The organism is Acidobacterium sp. FHG110202_01 (assembly GCF_059115305.1).
In genome coordinates, this window is sequence record NZ_JBZYWJ010000011.1 from 16,561 (window position 1) to 36,976 (window position 20,416).

Sequence of the window (20,416 nt, forward strand, 5' to 3'; positions counted from 1 at the left end):
TTGACCGGAGAATTCCTAATGACTCACCTCAGTGCAAGAACAGTTAGAACGTGGTATCGGGTTCACAAATGGACCAGTCTTATCTGCACTGCATTTCTTCTCATGGCGTGTCTCACAGGGTTACCGCTGGTGTTTCACGACGAGCTCGATGAGTTCCTGAATCGCCATGCGGTGCCTGCCGAGGTTCCGGCAGGTGCACCTGATGCGAACCTCGATGCGATGGTAAAGGCAGCGCAAGCTCGCTTTCCGAAGATGCGGCCGTTGTTTGTTGGATTCGACGATGACTCGCCGCGCGTCTTCGTAACCATGGCTCCCTCTCTGAATCCGAAGCCTTCCGAAACCCGCGCTTTAGTCTTTGATCGTCATACGGGAAAGCAACTCGACTCGATCAAACCTGGCGGTACTTTCACTTCTATCATGCTTCAACTCCATCGCGAGATTTTTGCCGGAGTTTCTGGAGAGTTGCTGATGGGAGTCATGGCTTTGTTGTTTGTCATCGCCCTCATCTCAGGTGCTGTTGTCTACGGCCCTTTCATGCGAAGGCTGAACTTCGGCACAGTACGGAAGAATCAATCCACGCGTGTAAAGTGGTTTGACCTGCATAACCTGATCGGCATCGTTACGTTGCTATGGGCATTGGTTGTCGGCGCAACGGGATTCCTTAATGCGCTTTCGACACCGCTTTTTGGTTTGTGGCGGGCGCAGATCATGCCACAGTTGCTGGCTCCATACCACGGCAAGCCCGCACCGCAATCCTTAAGCTCCATTGAATCGGTGAAAGCATCCGCAACGAAGGCGCTACCGGGAGTGACCCTTAGCTCAATTGTCTTTCCTAATCCAGTGCTCACCAGCCCCATGCATTACATCGTCTGGACGAAGGGAAACTCGCCCGTAACTTCGCGGCTCTTCACCCCGATCCTGATCGATGCGGAAACCGGGGCTGTCAGCGCGATCCGGCCGTTGCCCTGGTATCTGCGGACGATTGAAGTATCACGCCCTTTTCACTTTGGCGATTACGGCGGTATGCCGCTCAAAATCATCTGGGCGCTCTTTGATGTGGCACTGATCGCCGTGCTGGTCAGTGGCCTATATCTGTGGCTCTCCCGCCGCAGGACTCCGGTTGAAGAGGAACTCGACCGGCTTGCGAAACTTGAAACGGCAACAACTCTTCACGCAGGAGCAGCCATTCAATGAGCCGCTCCTATTCGTTTCGGAAGATCTACGGTGCGGCAGCTGTTATTGCAGCGATCACACTTGGTGGGCTGCTCTTTGCCTTGTTTGGAGATGGCATCTGGGATGAAGTCTCATGGTGCGCTCTTGCAGTTCCGCTTGCTGTTCTCGTCTGGAAAATCGCCCGCAAGGACCGCCACTCACGCGCAGCATCACTGCGCCTCGGAAAGTTATGAGCAAGAACAATCACTGGAAAATAAAATATTTTGCGGCATTATTTATATGGTCAGGCACATTCACAACTGTGCTGGCGCAACAGCACACAGGCATAGCACCAGCAGCAACCTGCAGCGGCCCAAGAAGCTCTATTTCTGGAACAGTTACTGACAGTACAGGTGCACTCATTCCATTTGCGACAGTTCGCGCAAGTTGCGGAACGTTGGTGCAGGAAACAAAAACAGATGAAAAAGGCTTATACCGGCTCTCTTTGCCCTCAGGTTCTTTTTCTCTGGAAGTTCACGCAGAAGGCTATGCTCCCAAGACGGATGTCCTCAAAGTCTCCGGCACGCCACAGCAGGAAGTGCAGCCGATTGCTCTCTCCATTGCGGCAACAAGCAGCTCTGTCACCGTAACTGCAGACAGTGGCATGACAGCGTCTTTTGCTGCAACATCTACAAAGACTGACACGCCTGTTCTTGAACAGCCTTTCTCCATTACAACTGTTACACACGATCAACTGATTCAGCAGAATCCTCAGTCAGTTGTGGAGGCATTAGCCTATACCGCGGGCGCGCAAAGTCTTTCGGTGAATGGCCCTGCAGTGATGGCCGTCGATACCTTCAGTCTGCGTGGGGGCGCTGCCGATGAATATCTTGACGGCATGCGCATTCCTCAGAGCTCCAATGCTGTGCAATCCGGACCCGCCAGTCTTCAACTTGATCCGAATGATCTGGAGCGCCTTGATGTTTTGCTTGGGCCAAGTTCTACTCTGTATGGTCAGAGCAACCTCGGCGGCATTGTAGACGCGATCAGCAAACAGCCTGCCGTTGCTTCATATCGGTCGCTGCAACTGCAGATTGGCAACTATGACCGGTATCAGGGCGCAGGCGATTTCTCCGGGCCATTGAATCAGTCCGGCGCTCTGTCGTATCGCGTGGATGGGATGATCCGCCGTGCCGATACTTTTGTCTATGGCATGCAGGACAATCGGATCACGTTCAACCCATCCATCGAATGGAGCCCATCCATCAATACAACTCTCCATTTCTATGGCAAATACCTGCGCAATACCAGCGATTCTGTCACAGCCTATGTGCCTGCTCTAGGTACGGTGATACTTGCTCCCTATGGCTATCTTCCAGTAAGCGTCAACCTCAGCGATCCAACCTATGATCACTATCACAAAAACCAGTTCTTTACTGGCTACAGTATCGATCACAGAAGCGCAGGAAAATGGCAGGTTCGGCATCAATTGCGCTATGTGCATACAGGCGCAGGCATGCACTTTCTCTATCTCACCGGCCTGAACTCTAACGGCGTTACAGGAACCCGCACAAACTATAATTACGAGCCGACTTTGCAGGGGATTCAATCCGATACGCATGCTCAAACTTCTCTACGGACTGGGCCGATGAAACACACCCTGATGGGCGGTCTAGATTTCCAGTGGCAGCGGCTTGATTCCCTTCAGGGTTTTGCAGTGGGGGCGACCGTTGATGTGACTCATCCTGTTTATGGGCAGGGAGACACGCTCCCTCCCGTCAGCACGAATCAAAAGCAAACGCAGTTTCAGGGAGGGCTCTATGGCCAGGAACAAATGGATGTCTTCCATTTCACCATCATTGCCGGTGGACGGGTGGATTTTACGGATCAGGATACCTTCGACAATCTGAAGCATCAATCTGTTGCTTCGCAAACCCCGCATGCTTTTTCCGGCCACGCAGGAATCTCTTATCATCTGGATGGACTCGCACCATATTTCAGCTATTCGACATCCTTCCTTCCCACGCTTGGTTCTGATGTAAACGGAAAGCCGTACGTGCCGACGACGGGCAGCAATATAGAAGGCGGCGTCAAATATCAATTCACGCGTGTGCCATTGATGATTCGTGCTGCAGGCTTCAGCCTTCGCCAGCACAATGTACTTCAGCCCAATCCGGTTGCGCCTACTACATCCATTCAAACCGGCGAAGTTCATACGCCGGGCTTCGAACTGCAGGCGAATGGCACGGCGCTGCACAGTCTCGATTATGCAGTCGCCTATACGCACATTAAACCGGTAAACACAATCAGCACCTATTACCAGGATAAGCAGCCGACTCTGGTATCGAACGACACAGCCTCGCTCTGGCTTCATTACACTGTGCACCATGGGCTACCCGCTGGTCTTGGCCTCGGCGCTGGAACACGTTATGCAGGACCTTCCTGGGGAACTGTAGCAAACGATCTGCGGGTTTCTGGATTTACATTGTTCGACGCCGCCCTGGATTACACGCGAGAGCGATGGAGGTTTGCGGTGAACACGCGAAATATTGGTGACCGCCGCTACGTGAACGGCTGCTCAAATCAGTTCTTCTGCGCCTATGGACCTCCACGAACCCTCATAGGTACAGTAAGTTTTACTTTCTAGATCCTCATCAAGACCCTGACTACGAATCCGATCACAAGCCCAATTCGAGAATCAGGAATGCGGATGACCACATCGGCTGCTTGTTACGGCCTGCTTTTTACTCCTCATGCCGATTGGGTCTGCGGAGCTTGAATTCCTGGGCTCTACCAGTTGGTAGTTCGTATGCCAACTTCATATACCGGTAGGACCTATCGGGAATGATCTGCTGGAAATTCACATTCCTTTTTCTTGACGAATAAGATTCAGGTGCTAAAACGAATTCTGCAAAAGAATTTGGCCCGTCGCTTTTGACGGCCCTTGTTCCTGGTACATGCCAGGATAATTTTCATTTCCGGGGTTCTGCTTTGAGATTGCATTCGCTTCGTCTGCTCCGCCTCTCCGCTCTCGGTCTTTTTGGTCTCGTATCGCTGGCCGCCTCCGCACAGTCCGGCCTGGTGATCTCGCAGATGTATGGAGGCGGGGGCAACTCCGGCGCCCCATACACCTATGATTATCTTGAGCTTTACAATCCCACCAGTTCTCCCATCAGCCTCAACGGATTGTCATTTCAATATGCATCGAGCAGCGGTACATCGTGGAATTCTGTTGCCCTGCCAAATGTATCCGTAGCTGCAGGACACTACTTTCTGATCCAGGGAGCAGCCGGATCAGCCAGCCCTGGGAATCTTCCAGTCACTCCGGATTTTGTAGCCACGTCGGCCCCGAATTTCTCCGCAACCACGGGCAAAATTGCGCTGGTGGATGGAACGGCTTCCCTTTCAGGTACCTGCCCAACTGGCGCAAATATTATCGACTTTCTCGGCTACGGAACTGCGAATTGCTACCTGGGGTCTGGGGATGCGCCTGCTCCAAGCAATACTACGGCAGACATCCGCATCGGAAACACCAGCAACAATGCTGCAGATTTCGCCACCGGTGCTCCAGATCCTCATAACTCTTCCTATGGAGGCAGTACCTCCGGGCTCAGCGCCACTGGTCTGGCGAATCCTTCGACTGTAACCTCCGGCGGCCAGGTTCTACTTACTGTGACGGTTGTTCCTGGCACAAGCCCGGTAAGCACCGGCATTACTGTCACCGCGGATTTGTCTGCCATCGGTGGCACATCCGCGCAGACGTTCTATGACGACGGCACTCATGGTGATGCTACATCGGGCGACAACGTCTTCTCCTTTGATACCACCGCTACGGTGAGCAAATCGGGTGCAGTTTCTCTTCCTGTTACGGTGAACGATGCTGAATCCAGCAGCGCAAGCACGAGCATCAGCCTCACTGTCAATCTGCCAGTTGTCGATCTGCCGATCCATACGATTCAGGGCAGCAAATCGCTGACAGCCACGTCGGTTTCTCAATACGCCGGTCAGACTGTTACCACCGAAGGAATCGTTACCGGCATAGGCACAGCTGGATACTTCATTCAGGCTCGCGATGTCGATGCAGACTCTGACCTGAGCACGCCGGAAGGCATTTACATCTATACCGGATCGGGCAAAGTACCCGCCACGGCAGTGATCGGAAACTATGTTCAGGTCACAGGAGCCGTCAGCACATATCCTTCTGTGAGCAGCAGCCATACGCCCGCAACGGAAATTGCTGCCACTTCAGCCACGGTGCTCGCTACAGGTCAGCCGTTGCCAACGCCGGTTACGATTACATCCTCCATGCTGTCTCCATCTGGTGGACTCTACCAGCTCACTCCATATGAGGGGATGCGTGTGAGCGTCGGTTCACTCACTACGATCTCAGGTACGGATGGATCGCTTACTTCTGAAGCCAGTGAAACACAGAAGTCCAATGGCCAGTTTTATGCTGTGATTACAGGCACACCGCGTCCTTTCCGTGAGCCCGGAATCGATATACGCGATCTTCAGACAGGGCTTCCGCCAGATGTAGCCAAGTTCGACGATAACCCGGAGCGTATTCTCGTCGACTCGGCATTTCTCGGAGGTACGGCTATCGATCTTTCGACGGGAGCTGTACTGCCATCCGTAACCGGCATTCTCGATTTCACTTACAGCTCAGACAGCTACTATGACCCAAGCCGGCTGTTGCTTGATCCCACCTATGACAGGACGAAAATCGTTGCCGGGATAAGTGTGCAGCCTGCTCCTGCGCCCGCAAGCAATGAATTCAGAGTTGCAGCCTACAATATAGAGCGCTTCTTCAATACCAGCTCTGCTGATGACATTGACTACAATCCTGTTTCCGGCAAGACAGAAAAATCCAGCGCTGTCGATGTAACACAGACCGCATATAACAACCGTCTTGCCAAGGTCTCCTTAGCTGTTCGCGATGTACTCGGATCCCCGGACATCGTCGCTCTGGAAGAGGCTGAAAATCAATCTGTCGTGGCCGATATTGCAGCAAAGATCAGCGCAGATGCTGCGGCTGCAGGAGAGACTGATCCACAATATGTGGCTTACGGTACTGGAACAAGCTACGCACCCTACACCAACGACGTCGGCGGCATCTCAATCGGCTTCCTCGTCAAGTCGGCAACCGTAGACACCGTAAACATTGAGCAGCAGGGCGCGAACAATCTCTTTACCGATCCTCGCGACGGCACAACACAACAGACACTCAATGACCGCCCTCCGCTGATTCTGCATGCGGGCATCAAGCGGAACAATGCGAAAGACTATCCTGTCACTGTGATCGTGAATCATCTTCGCTCGCTTTCGGATGAGAATGATCCCTCGAGCGGGGTCTTTGTCCGTACGAAAAAGGAACTGCAGGCAGAGTTCCTTGCAAACCTCATTCAGGGTTATCAGTCGGCTGGCGAGCATGTCATCTCGGTTGGTGACTACAACGCCTTCGAGTTTTCTGACGGATATATCGACATCCTTGCCACGATTACAAATCAGAATGTGTTGCCTTCCACACAGGTTGTCGAACCGGGTGTCGCGGGTCTGGTGATGCCTTCTGCTGTGGATCTTGCCATGCAGCTTCCGGCATCAGAGCGCTGGTCGTATCAGGAATATGGCAATGCGCAGATACTCGACCATATCGTTGCCACGTCCGACCTGGTAAGTGCCGGTGCACACCTCGCTTATGCTCACCTCGATGCTGACCAGCCGGTTACAGCTTATAACGATCCCACCACTCCGGCCCGGACTTCCGACCATGACGCTGCTGTCGGCTATTTCACGTTGCCGGCCCCGGTGCTTTCCGCTACGTTGACGGGCAGCGGAGCTTTTGGCTCGGTAAATGTCGGCAGCACTTCCGCAGAGAGCTTTACTTTCACCAATACAGGTGAAGGCGACATCAGTATCAGCGGCATCACCACGACCGGCGACTTTTCTCAATCCAATAACTGTGGAGCTTCGCTTGCTGTCGGAGCAACCTGCAACATCAATGTAATCTTCTCGCCCACGGCTGCTGGTACACGGACCGGAGCGCTGACAGTGGCAACTGTTGGCGGTTCCACATACAGTACTGGCCTGAACGGAACTGGAGTTCCCGTGTACGACTCGGCCATCAGTGTGAAGTATGCAAGCACACACCTGGTTTATCCCGGTGCAACCAACATTACAGCATGCATCATGCCGGCCAATAAGATCGCCGCGACAGGCACCGTCAAGATTTATGACGGAACAATGTTGCTTACGACTCAGCCTGTACAGGGTGGAGGTTGCGCTTACTGGTACATCTCACCTGGATTGGCTGCAGGAACGCATCAGTTGAGTGCAGCTTACTCCGGCGATAGCAACAACCCCGCCGGCATATCTTCTCCGGCAAGTATCGTGGTCGACCCTGTGCCAGTAAAGTTGAGCGCAGCCTGCTGGAACTCGACTTTCAATTATGGAGCGAATTACCAGTGCACGGTCAGCGCCAGTTCGAATGCTGGTTCGGCCCAAGGCGCTATCACATACCAGTATGACGGAAGCGCAGCAGTGGCGGTTCCCATCAGCAATGGCAATGCACAGTTCACCATTACCCGGCCCATCGTCGGATCGCATACTGTTTCGATTGCTTATACGAAGCAGGGTAACTATGCTGCTGCAGCGGCCCCCGTACAGAACTTCACGGTGACAGCCGCCCCTGTCTATGTAGCGCTTATTCCATCAAGCTGGTATGCGAAGGTTGGCACGAACCTGACGTTCCAGGCAACAGTCAACTCCTACACGGGTGCAGGTGCTCCAAAAGCGACCGGCAATGTGTCATTCAGCGATGGGTCTTCATTGCTGGCCGCGATTCCAGTCGACAGCGACGGGCAGGCCAGCTTCTCAATCAGCAGCCTGTCCGCAGGCTCTCACACCATCACGGCAGTCTATTCGAACGGGACAAACTACTCTACAGGATCGGGCAACGCCACGATTACTATGGCGCAGTAAGCTGTAACAGTGGCGGAGGGTGTTCCTCTGAGGTGATAAATTCCAGCTTCGGAAGTAATCTTGCCTCAATAAGCGCATTGGCAATTTAGCGCCTACTGAGATCCACCACGATGTCCGAAGAATTGCAGGATGGAAACGCGTTTATGAGATCTAATGAAGTGACATGCCACCGCGTACGATCAAATCAAGTCCCTCTTTGTAGCGCCGGTTGAAACGATCGAACAGAATAGCCCCACTCTGCCGCGAGATCGGAAACTCCTCCGGATCCAGCCTGGCATTTCTCTCGGCAATATCATATTGCGGTGATCGTTCATTGGGGCGCGGGAAAACTGCCTGTTCTTCCATCACAAAGCTGAGGGTGTAATTGTAGATAGTGCTGAGCAGAACAACCGTTTGCCGAATTGTGAAGCCGCTCTCGACAAGCCTGGCTGCAATTTTCTCCGATGTCTTCATGAATGCGGTGTTGGTCAGCCGCGTGCCAGATACCATCCTTGCACCGTCACGATAACCCAGTAGGACTTTTCGCAGACCTGTCCCAAATGTGTTCGCCCAAACCGCCCACTCCGAAGAGTTCCTGGCCGGAAAGAGCTGCAGCGCCCCTTCTGTGAGAACGATCGTGGCCATCTCGTCGAGCAGCTCTTGCTTGTTTCTGAAGTGCCAATAGATGGCTGCGGCCTGGACCTTCAACTCCTTGCCAAGCAGCCGAAGGGTCAACTGCTCCAGACCGACCTCATTCAGGAGTTTGAGCCCCGCGCGTGCCACCCTGTCGCGGTTTACTTTCATGAATCCAGAGTAACAGGCTTGACATCTTAAACTTAAACATCGTTCAATAAAATTGAACGATGTTTAATTAACTACTCGTCAAAATGACGAATGACCGGAGATTGAAATGAAAGCAGCCATTATCACTGCACCAGGCAAATCGCCAATCTATGGAGATTTCAACGAGCCCGAGACCGAAGAAGGAATGGAGCTCATTGCGGTCAGTGCATCGGCTCTCAGCCAGTTCAGTAAATCACGTTCTTCCGGTTCACATTACAGTTCCGATGGAATTTTCCCCTCTGTAGCCGGTATCGATGGTGTCGGTCGCACTGCGGAAGGAAAGCGGGTTTATTTCGTGTTGCCCCATGCACCTTATGGCGCGCTTGCAGAGAAGTCTCTCGTTCGTTCGGAGCACTGCATTTCTATTCCGGACGAAGTGGATGACACAATCGCTGCGGCCATTGCCAATCCGGGAATGTCCGCGTGGGCAGCATTGGTCGAACGAGCGAAACTGCAGCCTGGAGAAACAGTTCTCATCAATGGAGCAACAGGCACAGCCGGCAGGATTGCCGTTCAGCTTGCTAAGCACCTCGGTGCTGGTAGAGTTATCGGCACAGGTCGAAATGAATCTGAGCTTCAGGAGTTGCTGTCTCTCGGAGCCGATACGGTCATTTCATTCAAGCTCGATCCTCGCGATCCGTCTCGAGCCAAACACTACGAGCAGGCGTTGACCGATGAATTTGCCCGCGGTATTGACGTCGTCATCGACTACCTTTGGGGCGAGAGCGCAAAGACGGTCATTGTGGCAATTGCCAAGGCGGTAGAGGATGCAAGACCGGTTCGATTTGTCCATGTAGGTGGTGCCAGCCGTGAAGAGAATATTGCACTGCCAGGTGCCGCTCTCCGTTCCTCTGCTATTCAATTGATGGGTAGTGGTGTTAAGAGTGTCGCGTTCCCTAGACTGCTTGATTGCATCAGGAACGTCTTTGCTGCCGTGGGGCCCGCCCGGCTTCAGATTGCAACCAAGGTAGTGCCTCTCACAGCGATTGCCGAAAGTTGGGATGAACCCGGCAAACCGCGCATTGTCTGTACGGTTTCCTCGGGTAAGTAACGTCCAGGCGGCTGGTAAAGCACTATGATGCTGGCGGAGTGTCAGTCTGGCCTGATTCGCAGCTCCATCAGGAATTGCAGATCGCGGCTGGATAGAGGCAAGTACGGATTTCTGTCGGGATCTTGCTGTTTGGGTTTCTGTATCTCAGTTCTTAGCGTCTGATGGCCGTAGAGTCGTGTAGAACCCTGTTCGCGCACTTGGGCGTATGTTGAAAGATCAAGACAAATCTGCACCTCATAGCCGGCGAATTCGACCGCTTCAGCGATTTTCTCGAACCTGAAGTTAGCCTGCACCGCCTCGTTTACAATCCCGTCGAGTTGGCGGCAATGCAGACTGCCGGCCACAACTGCGCGAGCTGCATCACGCAATTCCTGCAGGAGAGGTTCAGGCGCTGTCAGAGGTGTGTAATGGAGATCTTCAGCGCCGGACCCATTCGGTCTTTCGCTGCTCCTGGGTAATGCCAACATCGTTTCTCCTGCGAGGAGCCGGATGCGAATTCGCGGCACAAAGGAGCTGAAGACTCTCAGGCCACGATCTCGCAAGGCAAGAGTGGCAGCTTTTACGCGCGTATCGCTATCTACCTGCCACTTGAGGCACTGCAGCACCTCAAGAAAAGACACATCCTTTCCGAGTGCGCAATGCGCTTCCCGCTCCAGATTCTGCAAGATTGAACGTAATGTGTTTTGATCCAGTGTTCCCATGCTTGTTTACTTCGCGTCCTCGCGCATATCCAGTGGAAGCGGCACTTGCGGAAGCATCTGAGCTGACATGAATGGCGACGTCGTCTTGTTGGGGATCCCCGTCGTGAGAGGACCGCCAGATTTACTGGTTGATCTCAATCGCTGCTGTAGCGATTGAGACACGGAGTCTATTAATACCGATGCGTGCCGAGGGTTTGCGGCTGCCATGCAATTCTCGATTTTCGGAGGCGGGCCGACCTATCTATCGGACGGCGAAGATATTTTCGCGTGGCGTTGAGAAGACTCCCAGAGATGGAACTCTCATGTTATGAAGTCTTTTGGCGCGTAGCTTGAACTAGCGACTACCGGAGGCCATGTCCGGCCAACTAGAATGAGCGCTCGCGAGGCTGAAAGCCGCACATAGGGATAGCCATGGCCGTTTATTCCAAGGAAGAGATATTCTCGACGCTTGACGACGAAGTATCCGGCAGCAGCTTGCTCTCGCGCCCGTTGCCGAAGTACAGATTTCCTGCAGAAGAGACTGATGCTACCGAGGCTTACCAGTTAGTGCATGACCAGCTTCTGCTGGACGGCAACTCGCGGCAGAATCTGGCCACATTTTGCCAGACATGGGTCGAGCCCGAAATTCGCAAGTTGATGGACGAATGCCTCGACAAGAACCTCATCGATCACGATGAGTATCCGCAAACCGCGGAGTTGGAATCACGCTGCGTGCATATGCTCGCCGATCTATGGAACAGTCCTGATGCGGCTAACACGCAAGGGTGTTCCACAACCGGTTCCAGCGAAGCAGCGATGCTCGGCGGTCTGGCGATGAAGTGCCGATGGCGGAAGAAGCGTCAGCAGCAGCGCAAGCCGACGGGTCGGCCTAACCTTGTTTGTGGACCTGTGCACACATGCTGGCCGCGATTCTCGCGCTACTTCGATGTGGAGTTGCGTCAGGTTCCGTGCGAAGGTGACCGGCTCCTGATGTCTCCTGAAGAAGTGCTCAGGCGCTGCGACGAAAACACTATCGGAGTGGTGCCGACCCTAGGCGTTACCTACACGCTGCAATATGAGCCAGTGCATGCGATTGCGGTCGCACTCGATGATTTTGAGGAGGAGCGCGGCATCGACGTCCCTATGCACATCGACGCGGCCAGCGGAGGATTCGTGGCGCCATTTCTTCATCCTTCTGTTGTCTGGGATTTCCGCATTCCGCGAGTGCGATCGATCAACGCTTCAGGGCACAAGTTCGGACTGTCGCCGCTGGGATGCGGATGGATTGTCTGGCGCACCAAGCGCGACCTGCCGGAGGAGCTGATTTTCGATGTAAAGTATCTCGGCGGTCACATGCGCAGCTTTGCGCTTAACTTCTCGCGTCCGGGCGGACAAGTTGTGGCACAGTACTATAACTTTGTTCGCCTGGGAAAAGAAGGCTACACAAAAATCGCGAAGAGTTGCCAGGAGGTGGGCTCCTGGTTCGCAGATGAGCTGCGCAAATTCGAGATCTTCGATCTCATCTACGACGGGCGTGGCGGCCTGCCCGGCTGTACCTGGAGTATCAAGCCCGGCGAGTATCCGCGGTTCGATTTGTACGATCTTGCCGACCGCCTGCGCGGTAAGGGCTGGCAGGTGCCCGCTTATCCCATGCCGCCGCATCGAAGCGACCTCATCGTACAGCGCATGGTCACAAGGTTAGGAGTGACTCGCGATCTGGCCGGGTTGCTGATGGACGACCTCCGGCAGGCAATCAGATTCCTCAGTAGCGGTCGCGCCAGACCCTCCATCGGCCGCGAAGCTGCCGGCGGATATCACCACACTTAGCATCGCAGCACGCATGCGTATTTCGGGGCCTGCATTGGAGGCATTAGCAGTGTTCCTGATGGAGCGCCTGTCGCTTATTCAAGCGAACTCAAATCTGCTCACTGCAAGATGCGACTAGACTCGGCTCGAGCTCGCGTCATATGTTGCTCTGGTCGTAATTCAACCGTGAGGAGGTTACACCATGGCGGACCTGCATGAGGGCGAACTGGAGATGGAACTGGAAGACGAGTTCCACGAGGGCGAACTCGAAAGCGAAGACGAATCAAGTCTGGAGGGCGAGGGCTGGCTCGGCGCCATCGGCAATGTCGTGGGCAGCCTGCTCGGCGAAGGCGAAGAGGAGTTCGAAGACGAGAGCTCATTTGAGGCAGAAGATGAGTTCGAGGCTGAAGAGGAGTTTGAGGACGAATCAAGTCTGGAGGGCGAGGGCTGGCTCGGCGCTATCGGCAACATCGCCGGCAGCCTGCTGGGCGAAGGTGAGGATGAGTTCGAAGACGAGAGTGCATTTGAGGCAGAAGATGAAGGCGAGCAGTTCTTCGGTAAAATCGGCAAGTTCCTGAAGAAGTTGCCGCTGAAGAAACTGGTCAAGGTTGCCGCGCCCCTCGTAGGCACAGCCATTGGCGGTCCGTTCGGTACAGCATTGGGCGGCCTGGCGGCGAAGGCCCTGGGCGAAGGCGAATACGAAGACGAGTATGAAGTTCATGGAGAAGGGGAGCGTGAGATGGTGCATGAGATCGCCGCTCACGAACTCAGCCATCATGAAGCGCTCGCCGAGATCATGGCGGAGGCGGCTTCGCACGAGGTCCACGAAGGTGAGGCCGAAGCAATGGCCGGCGCTGCCACACTCACAGTCATTTCACCTAGAGATCGCCGCGCGCTGCGCCGCATCCTGCCGCATCTGGTCCGGGGCACGGCAATCCTCACCCGCATCCTGCGCCGCCGGAAGGCGACACGTCCGATGGTCCGGGCGGTGCCGACGATCGTGCGTCGCACTATCAAGGACCTGAAGAAGCAGGCAGGTCGGGGAATTCCGATTACGCGCAAGCGCGCAGCTGCGACCGCCGCGAAACAGGTGCATCGTGTGCTGGGCAGCCCGAAGGCTTGTGCCGCCGCTATCACACGCAATGTGAAGGTGAGCAAGGCATACAAGCGGCCTTCACGCCGGGGCGTGCGCAGTTCCACAACAGCACGGCGGCGCCGCAGCGCGGTGCGCTGATACCGGCTCTGCAATCTTTCGATCATCTGTGCAGGAGGAATCCGTTATGGCATTCGAGTCCGAGAGCGAGGTAATGCACGAACTGGAAGACGAGTACTCCGGAGAAGGCGAAGAGGAGTACGAGGACGAGTCCAGTCTGGAAGGCGAAGGCTGGCTGGGGGCCATTGGCAAAGCAGTCGGCAGCCTTCTTGGCGAGTCCGAAGGCGAGGACGAATACGAAGATGAGAGCGCCTTCGAAGCGGAGGGCGAGCTCAATCCCATGCGCAAGATTTACCCCGATGCCATGATGGAGCATCTGGGCGAACTTGCGGCCGAGGCGGAATCGGAGGAAGAAGCAGCCGAACATTTTCTGCCCCTGGTTGGCATGGCTGCCTCGAAGCTTCTGCCGGTGGTAGCGAAGGCGGTTGCGCCGATGGCGAAAAAAGCGCTGCCTAAGATAGCCAGCGCGGTAACGAAGTCGACGCCAAAGCTGACCAAGGGAATTGGCAGCATTGCGAAGACACTGCATCGCAATCCACAGACACGTCACTTGCTGAAGACTGTGCCCACGATCGCGCGACGTACAGTAGGCTCCATTGCGAAGCAGGCGGCGCGCGGCAGAAAAATCACCCCGCAAGGCGCAGTGCGGACCCTGGCCAGACAAACGCGATATGTGCTTGGCCACCCGCATCATCGCAGACACGCGCTGCGGCGGCACAACCATCTGGAACGGACTTTCCATCGCCGGCTCGCCCGCGGAATAGCCCGTCCGCATGCGCAACAAGGGTATCCGCGTCGTTACGGTCAAATGCCTGCGCATGCTTTGGGAGGAGTGGTGCAGCCGCGAGTGCCGGCGAGCGCTCCAGGAGCGATATACACCCAGGGAGCGAAGAAACCGGCATCCGGCGTGACCTACGGCCAGATGGTCGGCGGACAATGCACCTGTGGAGCTGGAACTCATCCTTCAGCTTCTTCCGCAGCTCCCGCTTACTGCCGTTGCTGCGGACAGTTGCTGAGATAACAGCCATTTTTCGACGAGATTCAAGACCATGGCGACATTAGTGGAAAACATCCCGATTACGACGGAACGAGCGCAGGCAAGTGCACCGCGGACCAAAGCAGCCGCGAGCCCAGCGCCTTTCCTGTCGCCATGGTTGCGGTCCCAATCGATTAACGTAACCCGGCATGCCGCTGCGTTGCGTCCGTTCAAGGCGGACGAGTTCGGCACCGGCGCGGAAGCGCCGACCTCGGGCCACCTGCAGGCTGTGAACGAGCTTATCACCCGGCTTCGCAGCGGCCTGCTGAAAATGTCAGATAAGGTAGGGGATTCTGTCACTGCTGCCTTGGAAGAGCCCAGCACTGCGCATTTGCAGGATGCGATGCGGAAAAAAGAGCGTGCACATAACTGGGTACGCGGCATCGAGAAAATCTGGGACTTCTATTTCGAAGTTTTCGGCCAGCGGCAGAGCCGTTTCGCCAAATGGCTGCTAAGCTGCGATCGCATCGCTCTTGACTGTTATCGAACAAGCTATCTGGGACTGGCGATCGCGCGCTCCATCCCGGCGCCGCCTCCGTTTTCGTATGTAGCCACGGGCTTTTCGCCGGCGACATTTCGGCGCGGCATTCCATTGAAGCGGTTGGGAAAGCAGCTGAATCCCTTTCCCCTCATCCAGCTTCCTTATCACCGGCTGGTAAATCCGTGGACTTTAGGTGGCGTTCTGCACGAAGTGAGTCATAATCTGCAGAATGACCTGGGGTTGGCGCGCGATATCCCCCGGAAGGTTGGCCTTGCGTTGCTGCGCGCGGGAGCAAGCAAGCAGGTCGCGCGCACCTGGGTGCGCTGGAATCGCGAGATGTTTTCCGACATGAGCGGCCTCCTGCTCGGCGGGCCATCATTCGCCGCATCGTCGATGGACATCCTCGCGCGCGGCCCGGAGACCACGGTGTACTACAGCGCGCGCGGGCCTCATCCGACGCCATACCTGCGGATGTTGATCAATGCCGAGTTGCTCAGGCGTATGGGGTTCGAGACGGAAAGCAGGCAAATCCGGAAGGCATGGATGCGAATCTATCCCAATCCATCGTCGGGCAATATACCAGCCGAATTGCTGAAGACATTCAATGAAGCATGTCCGGTTGCGGTAGATGCAGTGTGCTACCAGTCCTATAAGTCACTGGGAAACCGTAGCTTGGCGAGAGTGCTGAACTTCGGCCCGAAAGAGCAGCAGATGATCGAGGAGGCATCGCGGCGGCTGGCCGCCGGGATCGATCCGGGAATTATTCCGGAGCGGTTTCTGATCGGTGCGGTGCGGTTGGCCCTGGATCGCCGTCATGCCCGCCCCGAGGTCCTGACCAAGAACTTTTTCAAGGCACTGGCGAGTGGATGAGCGATGGCACTGGAAACTACATTTCGAGAGCTGTTCAAGCAGTTGAAGAGCTTCAAGGAAACACTGGATGGACTTCGCTGCCTCTTGCCGGACGATCCGCTGAACATGGAAGCGGCGTTGGTGCAGCACCTGCGTGAAAGCGTGGACAGCGTAAGCGGCTGGCTGGATGATTGTCTCAATCAATCGCATGCTGCTCAGACCGCACTCGGACAGCCCGCCGACCTGAACCGGGCGCGGAGAGCTCTGACCATATGCCAGACAAGCTTCGATGAGGCCGAACGCACATCTGCAGCAGAGCTTTTGTCCTACGACAAGCTGCGGGAGATCGTGAAGCTGGGCGGGCGGCGCAGGGGCGTATGGCTGATCTGGTCTCAGAATGTCAAAAGAGATCTCGACAGTTGCCGCTATGAGCTGAATCTCACGCGCAAGGCCTTGACGGCGTGCTGGCAGGAGCTGGCCGAACGCGCGGGGACAACGAACATATCCGTGCAGACGACGAATGTTGGGCAGCAGATCACCGCTAGAAAACCGGAACTCGGGGAATTTGAAATCGAGAGTGTTACTTGAGCAGATGCTCGATTGGCCTGCACGTGGGAGCAGAAAGTAAGAAGAGCATAAGATTCACACCGGCGGAAGGAGCAACATCATGCCAACTACACTGACCGCTTTAGGATGCAGCGTAACGACAAACTCGATCACGATCACGTTTTCCGAGCCGGTGGACAGCATAAGCGCGGCCAGCGGGGACAATTACACCGTCTACGATCCTCCAACCATCTCTACGCCAAGATCGCTCACGAATCTGGGTTGGCGCGTTTCCCAACCTTCAGCCGACGGCCTGTCGGTTACCCTCACTCCTGCACAGCCTTTGACGCCGGGTGATTTTGTTCTGATCGGAATCAGCGGTGTCACCGCAGCTTCCGGGAGTGTGCTTCCTGCCACGGACCTCTCCGGGCAGGTGCCATTTGCAGGCGGCACAGGGAGAGCCGTGAGGGATGTTGAGGATGCCATTTCCTATCCCATTCTCACGGAGGAGATCAGCAACCGCCCTTTCCCGGTAAGTACTATTCCGGGTGGTGGCGGTACGGGTGGAGGCGGAGGTAGCTCCTCGATCGGGCAGCTCGCGTCAAGGACTGTGACCGATGTTCTCGGCTGGAAGGTGAACACCGCCGATCCGAAGGGCTTTATTGGTGCATTGACGCAGTCTTTTGCCCTGAGCGACGTGGAAGGTCACGTCACGGCGACCTGGAATCCGCAGATGCCCGCGATACAGACCGATCTTGGCGGCTCAATTACCGGCGCGCAGGCCAGTCTGTACATGCGCGCGAAGGACGCGGTCGATCAGTCGAATTCGCTGCTGGATACACTCTATCCCCTTGATCCAGAGGCTGATCCTGAATACGTGAAGGCGCTGCGCGAGATGGTGCGCAGCCAGATGACGCAGATCGTGCGCGAGCTGGCGGTGATCGGGCTGCCCTCTGTTCTGCGCATCGACACATACTTTGGAATCCTGCTCGATCAGAATCCAGCACTGATCTCACCGGCAGACATAACATTCAATCCGGACGATGTTGGAGGCACGCTGGGTAAACTGCGCGACACCTACGGAATTCAATTTGCCGGCAACCCATTCAACAACTCGGTTGCAGACGAAGTAGTCATCACCAACTTCCGGGTGATCTCCGATTATCTGACCTCGCTGCTGCAGAGCTGGATCTCCAACCGCGACTTCTTCTTCGTGCTGCCCAACAAGCCGGCTTTCTTCGGCACGCAACTGGTGCTGATCTCGCGGCAATTCAATGTGATTGCCGAGACGGTGAATGAGTTGCGCTTCACACTGGACTCGGTGTTCATCGGGCCGGCCGAACGGCAGGCTCTGCTGTTGGAATTTGCCGATCCTACACTGCCTCCCAGATTCCTGGAGGGTATGCTGATCGAGATTGAAGCTTTCGTCGGCGATGAGGGGCCGCGGCTGCTCAAAGAGGGCGGCAAAATTACCGTCACGAATAACATCCTGCCGGTGGTCAGGGCACTGTTGAATATGGTGGAGGAAGCTCACAGTCCGACCAACATCGATGAACTGCCTGATGGCTTCAGAACGGCGCGCGTGCGCAATTCGCTTGATGATTTGCAGGATCAGCTCGAGCGGCTGGTTGAGCTTGTCGAGCAGGTGGAGCAGGATGTGCCGCTATCCGAGAACAAAATGACAGTCTCCAGTATTGTCGTAGACGGGCCGGACGACAGCGGCGTGATCACACTGGAAATATTTGGCGAAGATTTCGAGCCTGGGGTAACAGCGACGATCAACTCTGCAACAGCCATCGTCCTCCCACAGTCAAGCGTGACCTTCTTTTCAGCGCAGCGGGTCGATATCGATTTCGATCCCAATGCGATTGGCCTGGAGGACGGATTGCATGACATCACGCTGACGAACCCGAATGGAGACTCTGTAACTCTGGAAGATGCCATTACGATAGGCGGCGGAAATGTGCAGACAGCCGGCATCGTGCGCCGGGTAGTCGCCGTGAGTCCGGCATTCCGGCTTGGCGTGTCCAGCGCGAAGAGTGGTGGAGCGAGAAAGAAGCTCGCCCGGCGGAAGCCGGATCGAAAGGTCCTCATCAACATGGGCGGGAGGCAGGGCCCGATCAACACCAGCAATCCGCAAAGAGCTGCGGCTCCGGTGAAATACGCGGCCCCTGCTCCGGCGACATCTGCTCCCCAACCGTCGCCAAGTGCCTCGATCGCGAATCCCGTTCAGGATCTAAAAGCGGCTCATGCCGACCTGGCGAACAAAGTGGAAGCCCAGTCGCAACATATTATGGGCCTGCACCAGAAGATAGACAGCATGTTTGAGCATCTGAAGAATGCCATGTTGGAGCAGCGCAGCGGGAAACAGCAGCAGCAGCAGGACGAGAAGCCCCAACAGCCTGCTCAGGAACAGCAGTCAGCGCAAAAACAGCAGGATGAGAAGCTCCGGCAGGCTTCGCAGAAACCGCAAGGTAAGTGATGCGTATCAATAGTTGTGAAGTAGCAAGCGGATTTCAGCAACCCGGAGCGGTAGCTGGAGATCATTGAGGAGGGTCATCCATGGCGACCGAAAAAGACTATCAAGGCTTATATGACCGTATCGCAGGCTTGCGGGAACAGGTAACGAACAAACTGTCCGCTGACCTGATCGCAAATCCGCAGCTCGCCGATGCGCTCACCAAGCAAATCGATGACCTCCTGGCCGCGGTGGTCGATGCCGATGCCAAAGTTCCTCCGCCACCCGACAAAGGGCTGGCCGCACTGGCCGGCGTAGGCCCCGATGCAGCCAGGGAATTCGGTACCACGCGTATTCCGCCTGGCGTCGAGCCCTACGACGAGACGATCACGTCGGAACGCATCATGGCTGTCGGTGACATGTATTACCTGTGGCAGCACGAGAAGATTGGCGTGTTCCGCGCCGTACAAAAACTGCAGGAGCTGTTCAAGGCGGGCACGGTGCGGCTGTCGGGCGGCCCTGGCGCATTTGCTCTGTACCAGTTCGATCGGCGGGATGTGCTCCGCTATACAAAGACCGACCGGCTCTCGGCATACAAGCGCATCTTCGGTTATGGCGGCGCGCCTGTGCCTACCGGATCGCGCGCCAATACGGACTTCCATAAGCTGTTCGCGCATTTCGTTCACCAGGTGACTCTGTTCTGGCGCGACAAGCGTATTTCCGATGTTATTCGGGAACGCGCTTATGATCCGAGCTTCGGCTCCATTGCCATCGTGCGGCGCGCGGGCCTTGATCTGCGCAACAACCTGAAGTGGTTGTCATTCGGCCACCTGAATGTTCTGCGCGTGGAGGTGATGCAGCTGCTGGAGGAAGCGTTCAAGATCCTCAACTCCGATGATGTGAAGCGGCTCTTCGGCGCCGACAATGCATGGGATGTGGTGGAAGAAGTTCTTATCCGCTATTTCAACGAGCGCCTTGTGACTTCTCCACGCCAGCGCATGGGTGTGACGGGCAGGGAAGTGTTGCGCTGGCTTGCGCAGCCGCACATTCTGCAAACAACGCGCGCGCAATTTGAGACGCTGCTGCTGGAGATTGCGGAGCAGTCAGAAGAATGGCTCACCAGCGCGCAGGCAATGGGCTTGAGCACGAGGACAGGCTCACATCGCGTACTGCCGTGGGACCAGACGCAGCCTACTCCTATGCGAGCGACGCACAAGCAGAAAGCAGGCGTTTCACCGATTCGCCAGTCGGCGCGTGAATTTGAATTCCATATCTGAACCGCCGGAACGAGCCGCGGGAGTGCCGGAACCAGGCGCTCCCGCCAGTTCCTCCCATCGGCAGCAT

14 protein-coding genes are annotated in these 20,416 nt (G+C 55.7%); 12 read left to right on the top strand and 2 right to left on the bottom strand.

Annotated features, from left to right (window positions below; genetic code table 11):
- Positions 1–18: 18 nt before the first annotated feature.
- The 4 genes from AC5S16_RS20920 (at position 19) to AC5S16_RS20935 (ending at position 8,130) form a co-directional block, all read left to right on the top strand.
- A complete protein-coding gene (locus AC5S16_RS20920; RefSeq protein WP_493932060.1) occupies positions 19–1,194 on the top strand; it encodes a PepSY-associated TM helix domain-containing protein in 1,176 nt (391 codons plus the stop codon).
- Positions 1,191–1,406 carry a hypothetical protein gene (locus AC5S16_RS20925; protein ID WP_493932061.1) on the top strand — a complete coding sequence of 72 codons (216 nt, stop codon included), beginning with the start codon at positions 1,191–1,193 and terminating at the stop codon, positions 1,404–1,406. The genes AC5S16_RS20920 and AC5S16_RS20925 overlap by 4 nt, the downstream gene beginning before the upstream one ends.
- Positions 1,403–3,799 carry a TonB-dependent siderophore receptor gene (locus AC5S16_RS20930; protein WP_493932062.1) on the top strand — a complete coding sequence of 799 codons (2,397 nt, stop codon included), beginning with the start codon at positions 1,403–1,405 and terminating at the stop codon, positions 3,797–3,799. The genes AC5S16_RS20925 and AC5S16_RS20930 overlap by 4 nt, the downstream gene beginning before the upstream one ends.
- Positions 3,800–4,149: 350 nt before the next feature.
- Positions 4,150–8,130: an Ig-like domain repeat protein gene (locus AC5S16_RS20935; protein ID WP_493932063.1), complete on the top strand. Its 3,981-nt coding sequence runs from the start codon at positions 4,150–4,152 to the stop codon at positions 8,128–8,130.
- Positions 8,131–8,280: 150 nt separating this feature from the next.
- Here AC5S16_RS20935 and AC5S16_RS20940 read toward each other — a convergent pair whose 3' ends face one another.
- On the bottom strand, positions 8,281–8,913 hold the full coding sequence (locus AC5S16_RS20940; RefSeq protein ID WP_493932064.1) for a TetR/AcrR family transcriptional regulator C-terminal domain-containing protein: 633 nt from the start codon (positions 8,911–8,913) through the stop codon (positions 8,281–8,283).
- A gap of 106 nt (positions 8,914–9,019) precedes the next feature.
- Between AC5S16_RS20940 and AC5S16_RS20945 the strand changes: the two genes are divergently transcribed.
- Positions 9,020–10,003: a quinone oxidoreductase family protein gene (locus AC5S16_RS20945; protein WP_493932065.1), complete on the top strand. Its 984-nt coding sequence runs from the start codon at positions 9,020–9,022 to the stop codon at positions 10,001–10,003.
- 41 nt (positions 10,004–10,044) lie between these two features.
- On the opposite strand, the gene AC5S16_RS20950 is transcribed toward AC5S16_RS20945, so the two are convergent.
- The gene (locus AC5S16_RS20950; protein ID WP_493932066.1) at positions 10,045–10,704 is read right to left on the bottom strand and encodes a hypothetical protein; all 660 of its coding nucleotides are present in this window, start codon (positions 10,702–10,704) and stop codon (positions 10,045–10,047) included.
- 411 nt (positions 10,705–11,115) lie between these two features.
- Between AC5S16_RS20950 and gad the strand changes: the two genes are divergently transcribed.
- The 7 genes from gad (at position 11,116) to AC5S16_RS20985 (ending at position 20,349) form a co-directional block, all read left to right on the top strand.
- Positions 11,116–12,510, top strand: coding sequence for a glutamate decarboxylase (gene gad, locus AC5S16_RS20955; protein WP_493932067.1), 1,395 nt, complete (start codon positions 11,116–11,118; stop codon positions 12,508–12,510).
- Between the two features lie 181 nt (positions 12,511–12,691).
- Positions 12,692–13,723 (top strand): hypothetical protein, encoded by a 1,032-nt coding sequence (locus AC5S16_RS20960; protein WP_493932068.1) that lies wholly within the window; start codon positions 12,692–12,694, stop codon positions 13,721–13,723.
- A 46-nt stretch (positions 13,724–13,769) separates the two neighbouring features.
- Positions 13,770–14,723 (top strand): hypothetical protein, encoded by a 954-nt coding sequence (locus tag AC5S16_RS20965; protein WP_493932069.1) that lies wholly within the window; start codon positions 13,770–13,772, stop codon positions 14,721–14,723.
- A 28-nt stretch (positions 14,724–14,751) separates the two neighbouring features.
- Positions 14,752–16,089, top strand: a complete 1,338-nt coding sequence (locus AC5S16_RS20970) for a hypothetical protein (protein WP_493932070.1) — start codon at positions 14,752–14,754, stop codon at positions 16,087–16,089.
- Between the two features lie 3 nt (positions 16,090–16,092).
- A complete protein-coding gene (locus AC5S16_RS20975) occupies positions 16,093–16,656 on the top strand; it encodes a hypothetical protein (RefSeq protein WP_493932071.1) in 564 nt (187 codons plus the stop codon).
- 79 nt (positions 16,657–16,735) lie between these two features.
- On the top strand, positions 16,736–19,096 hold the full coding sequence (locus AC5S16_RS20980) for an Ig-like domain-containing domain (RefSeq protein ID WP_493932072.1): 2,361 nt from the start codon (positions 16,736–16,738) through the stop codon (positions 19,094–19,096).
- An 80-nt stretch (positions 19,097–19,176) separates the two neighbouring features.
- Entirely contained in the window at positions 19,177–20,349 is a 1,173-nt protein-coding gene (locus AC5S16_RS20985) for a hypothetical protein (protein WP_493932073.1), read from the top strand.
- The last annotated feature ends 67 nt before the right edge of the window (positions 20,350–20,416 follow it).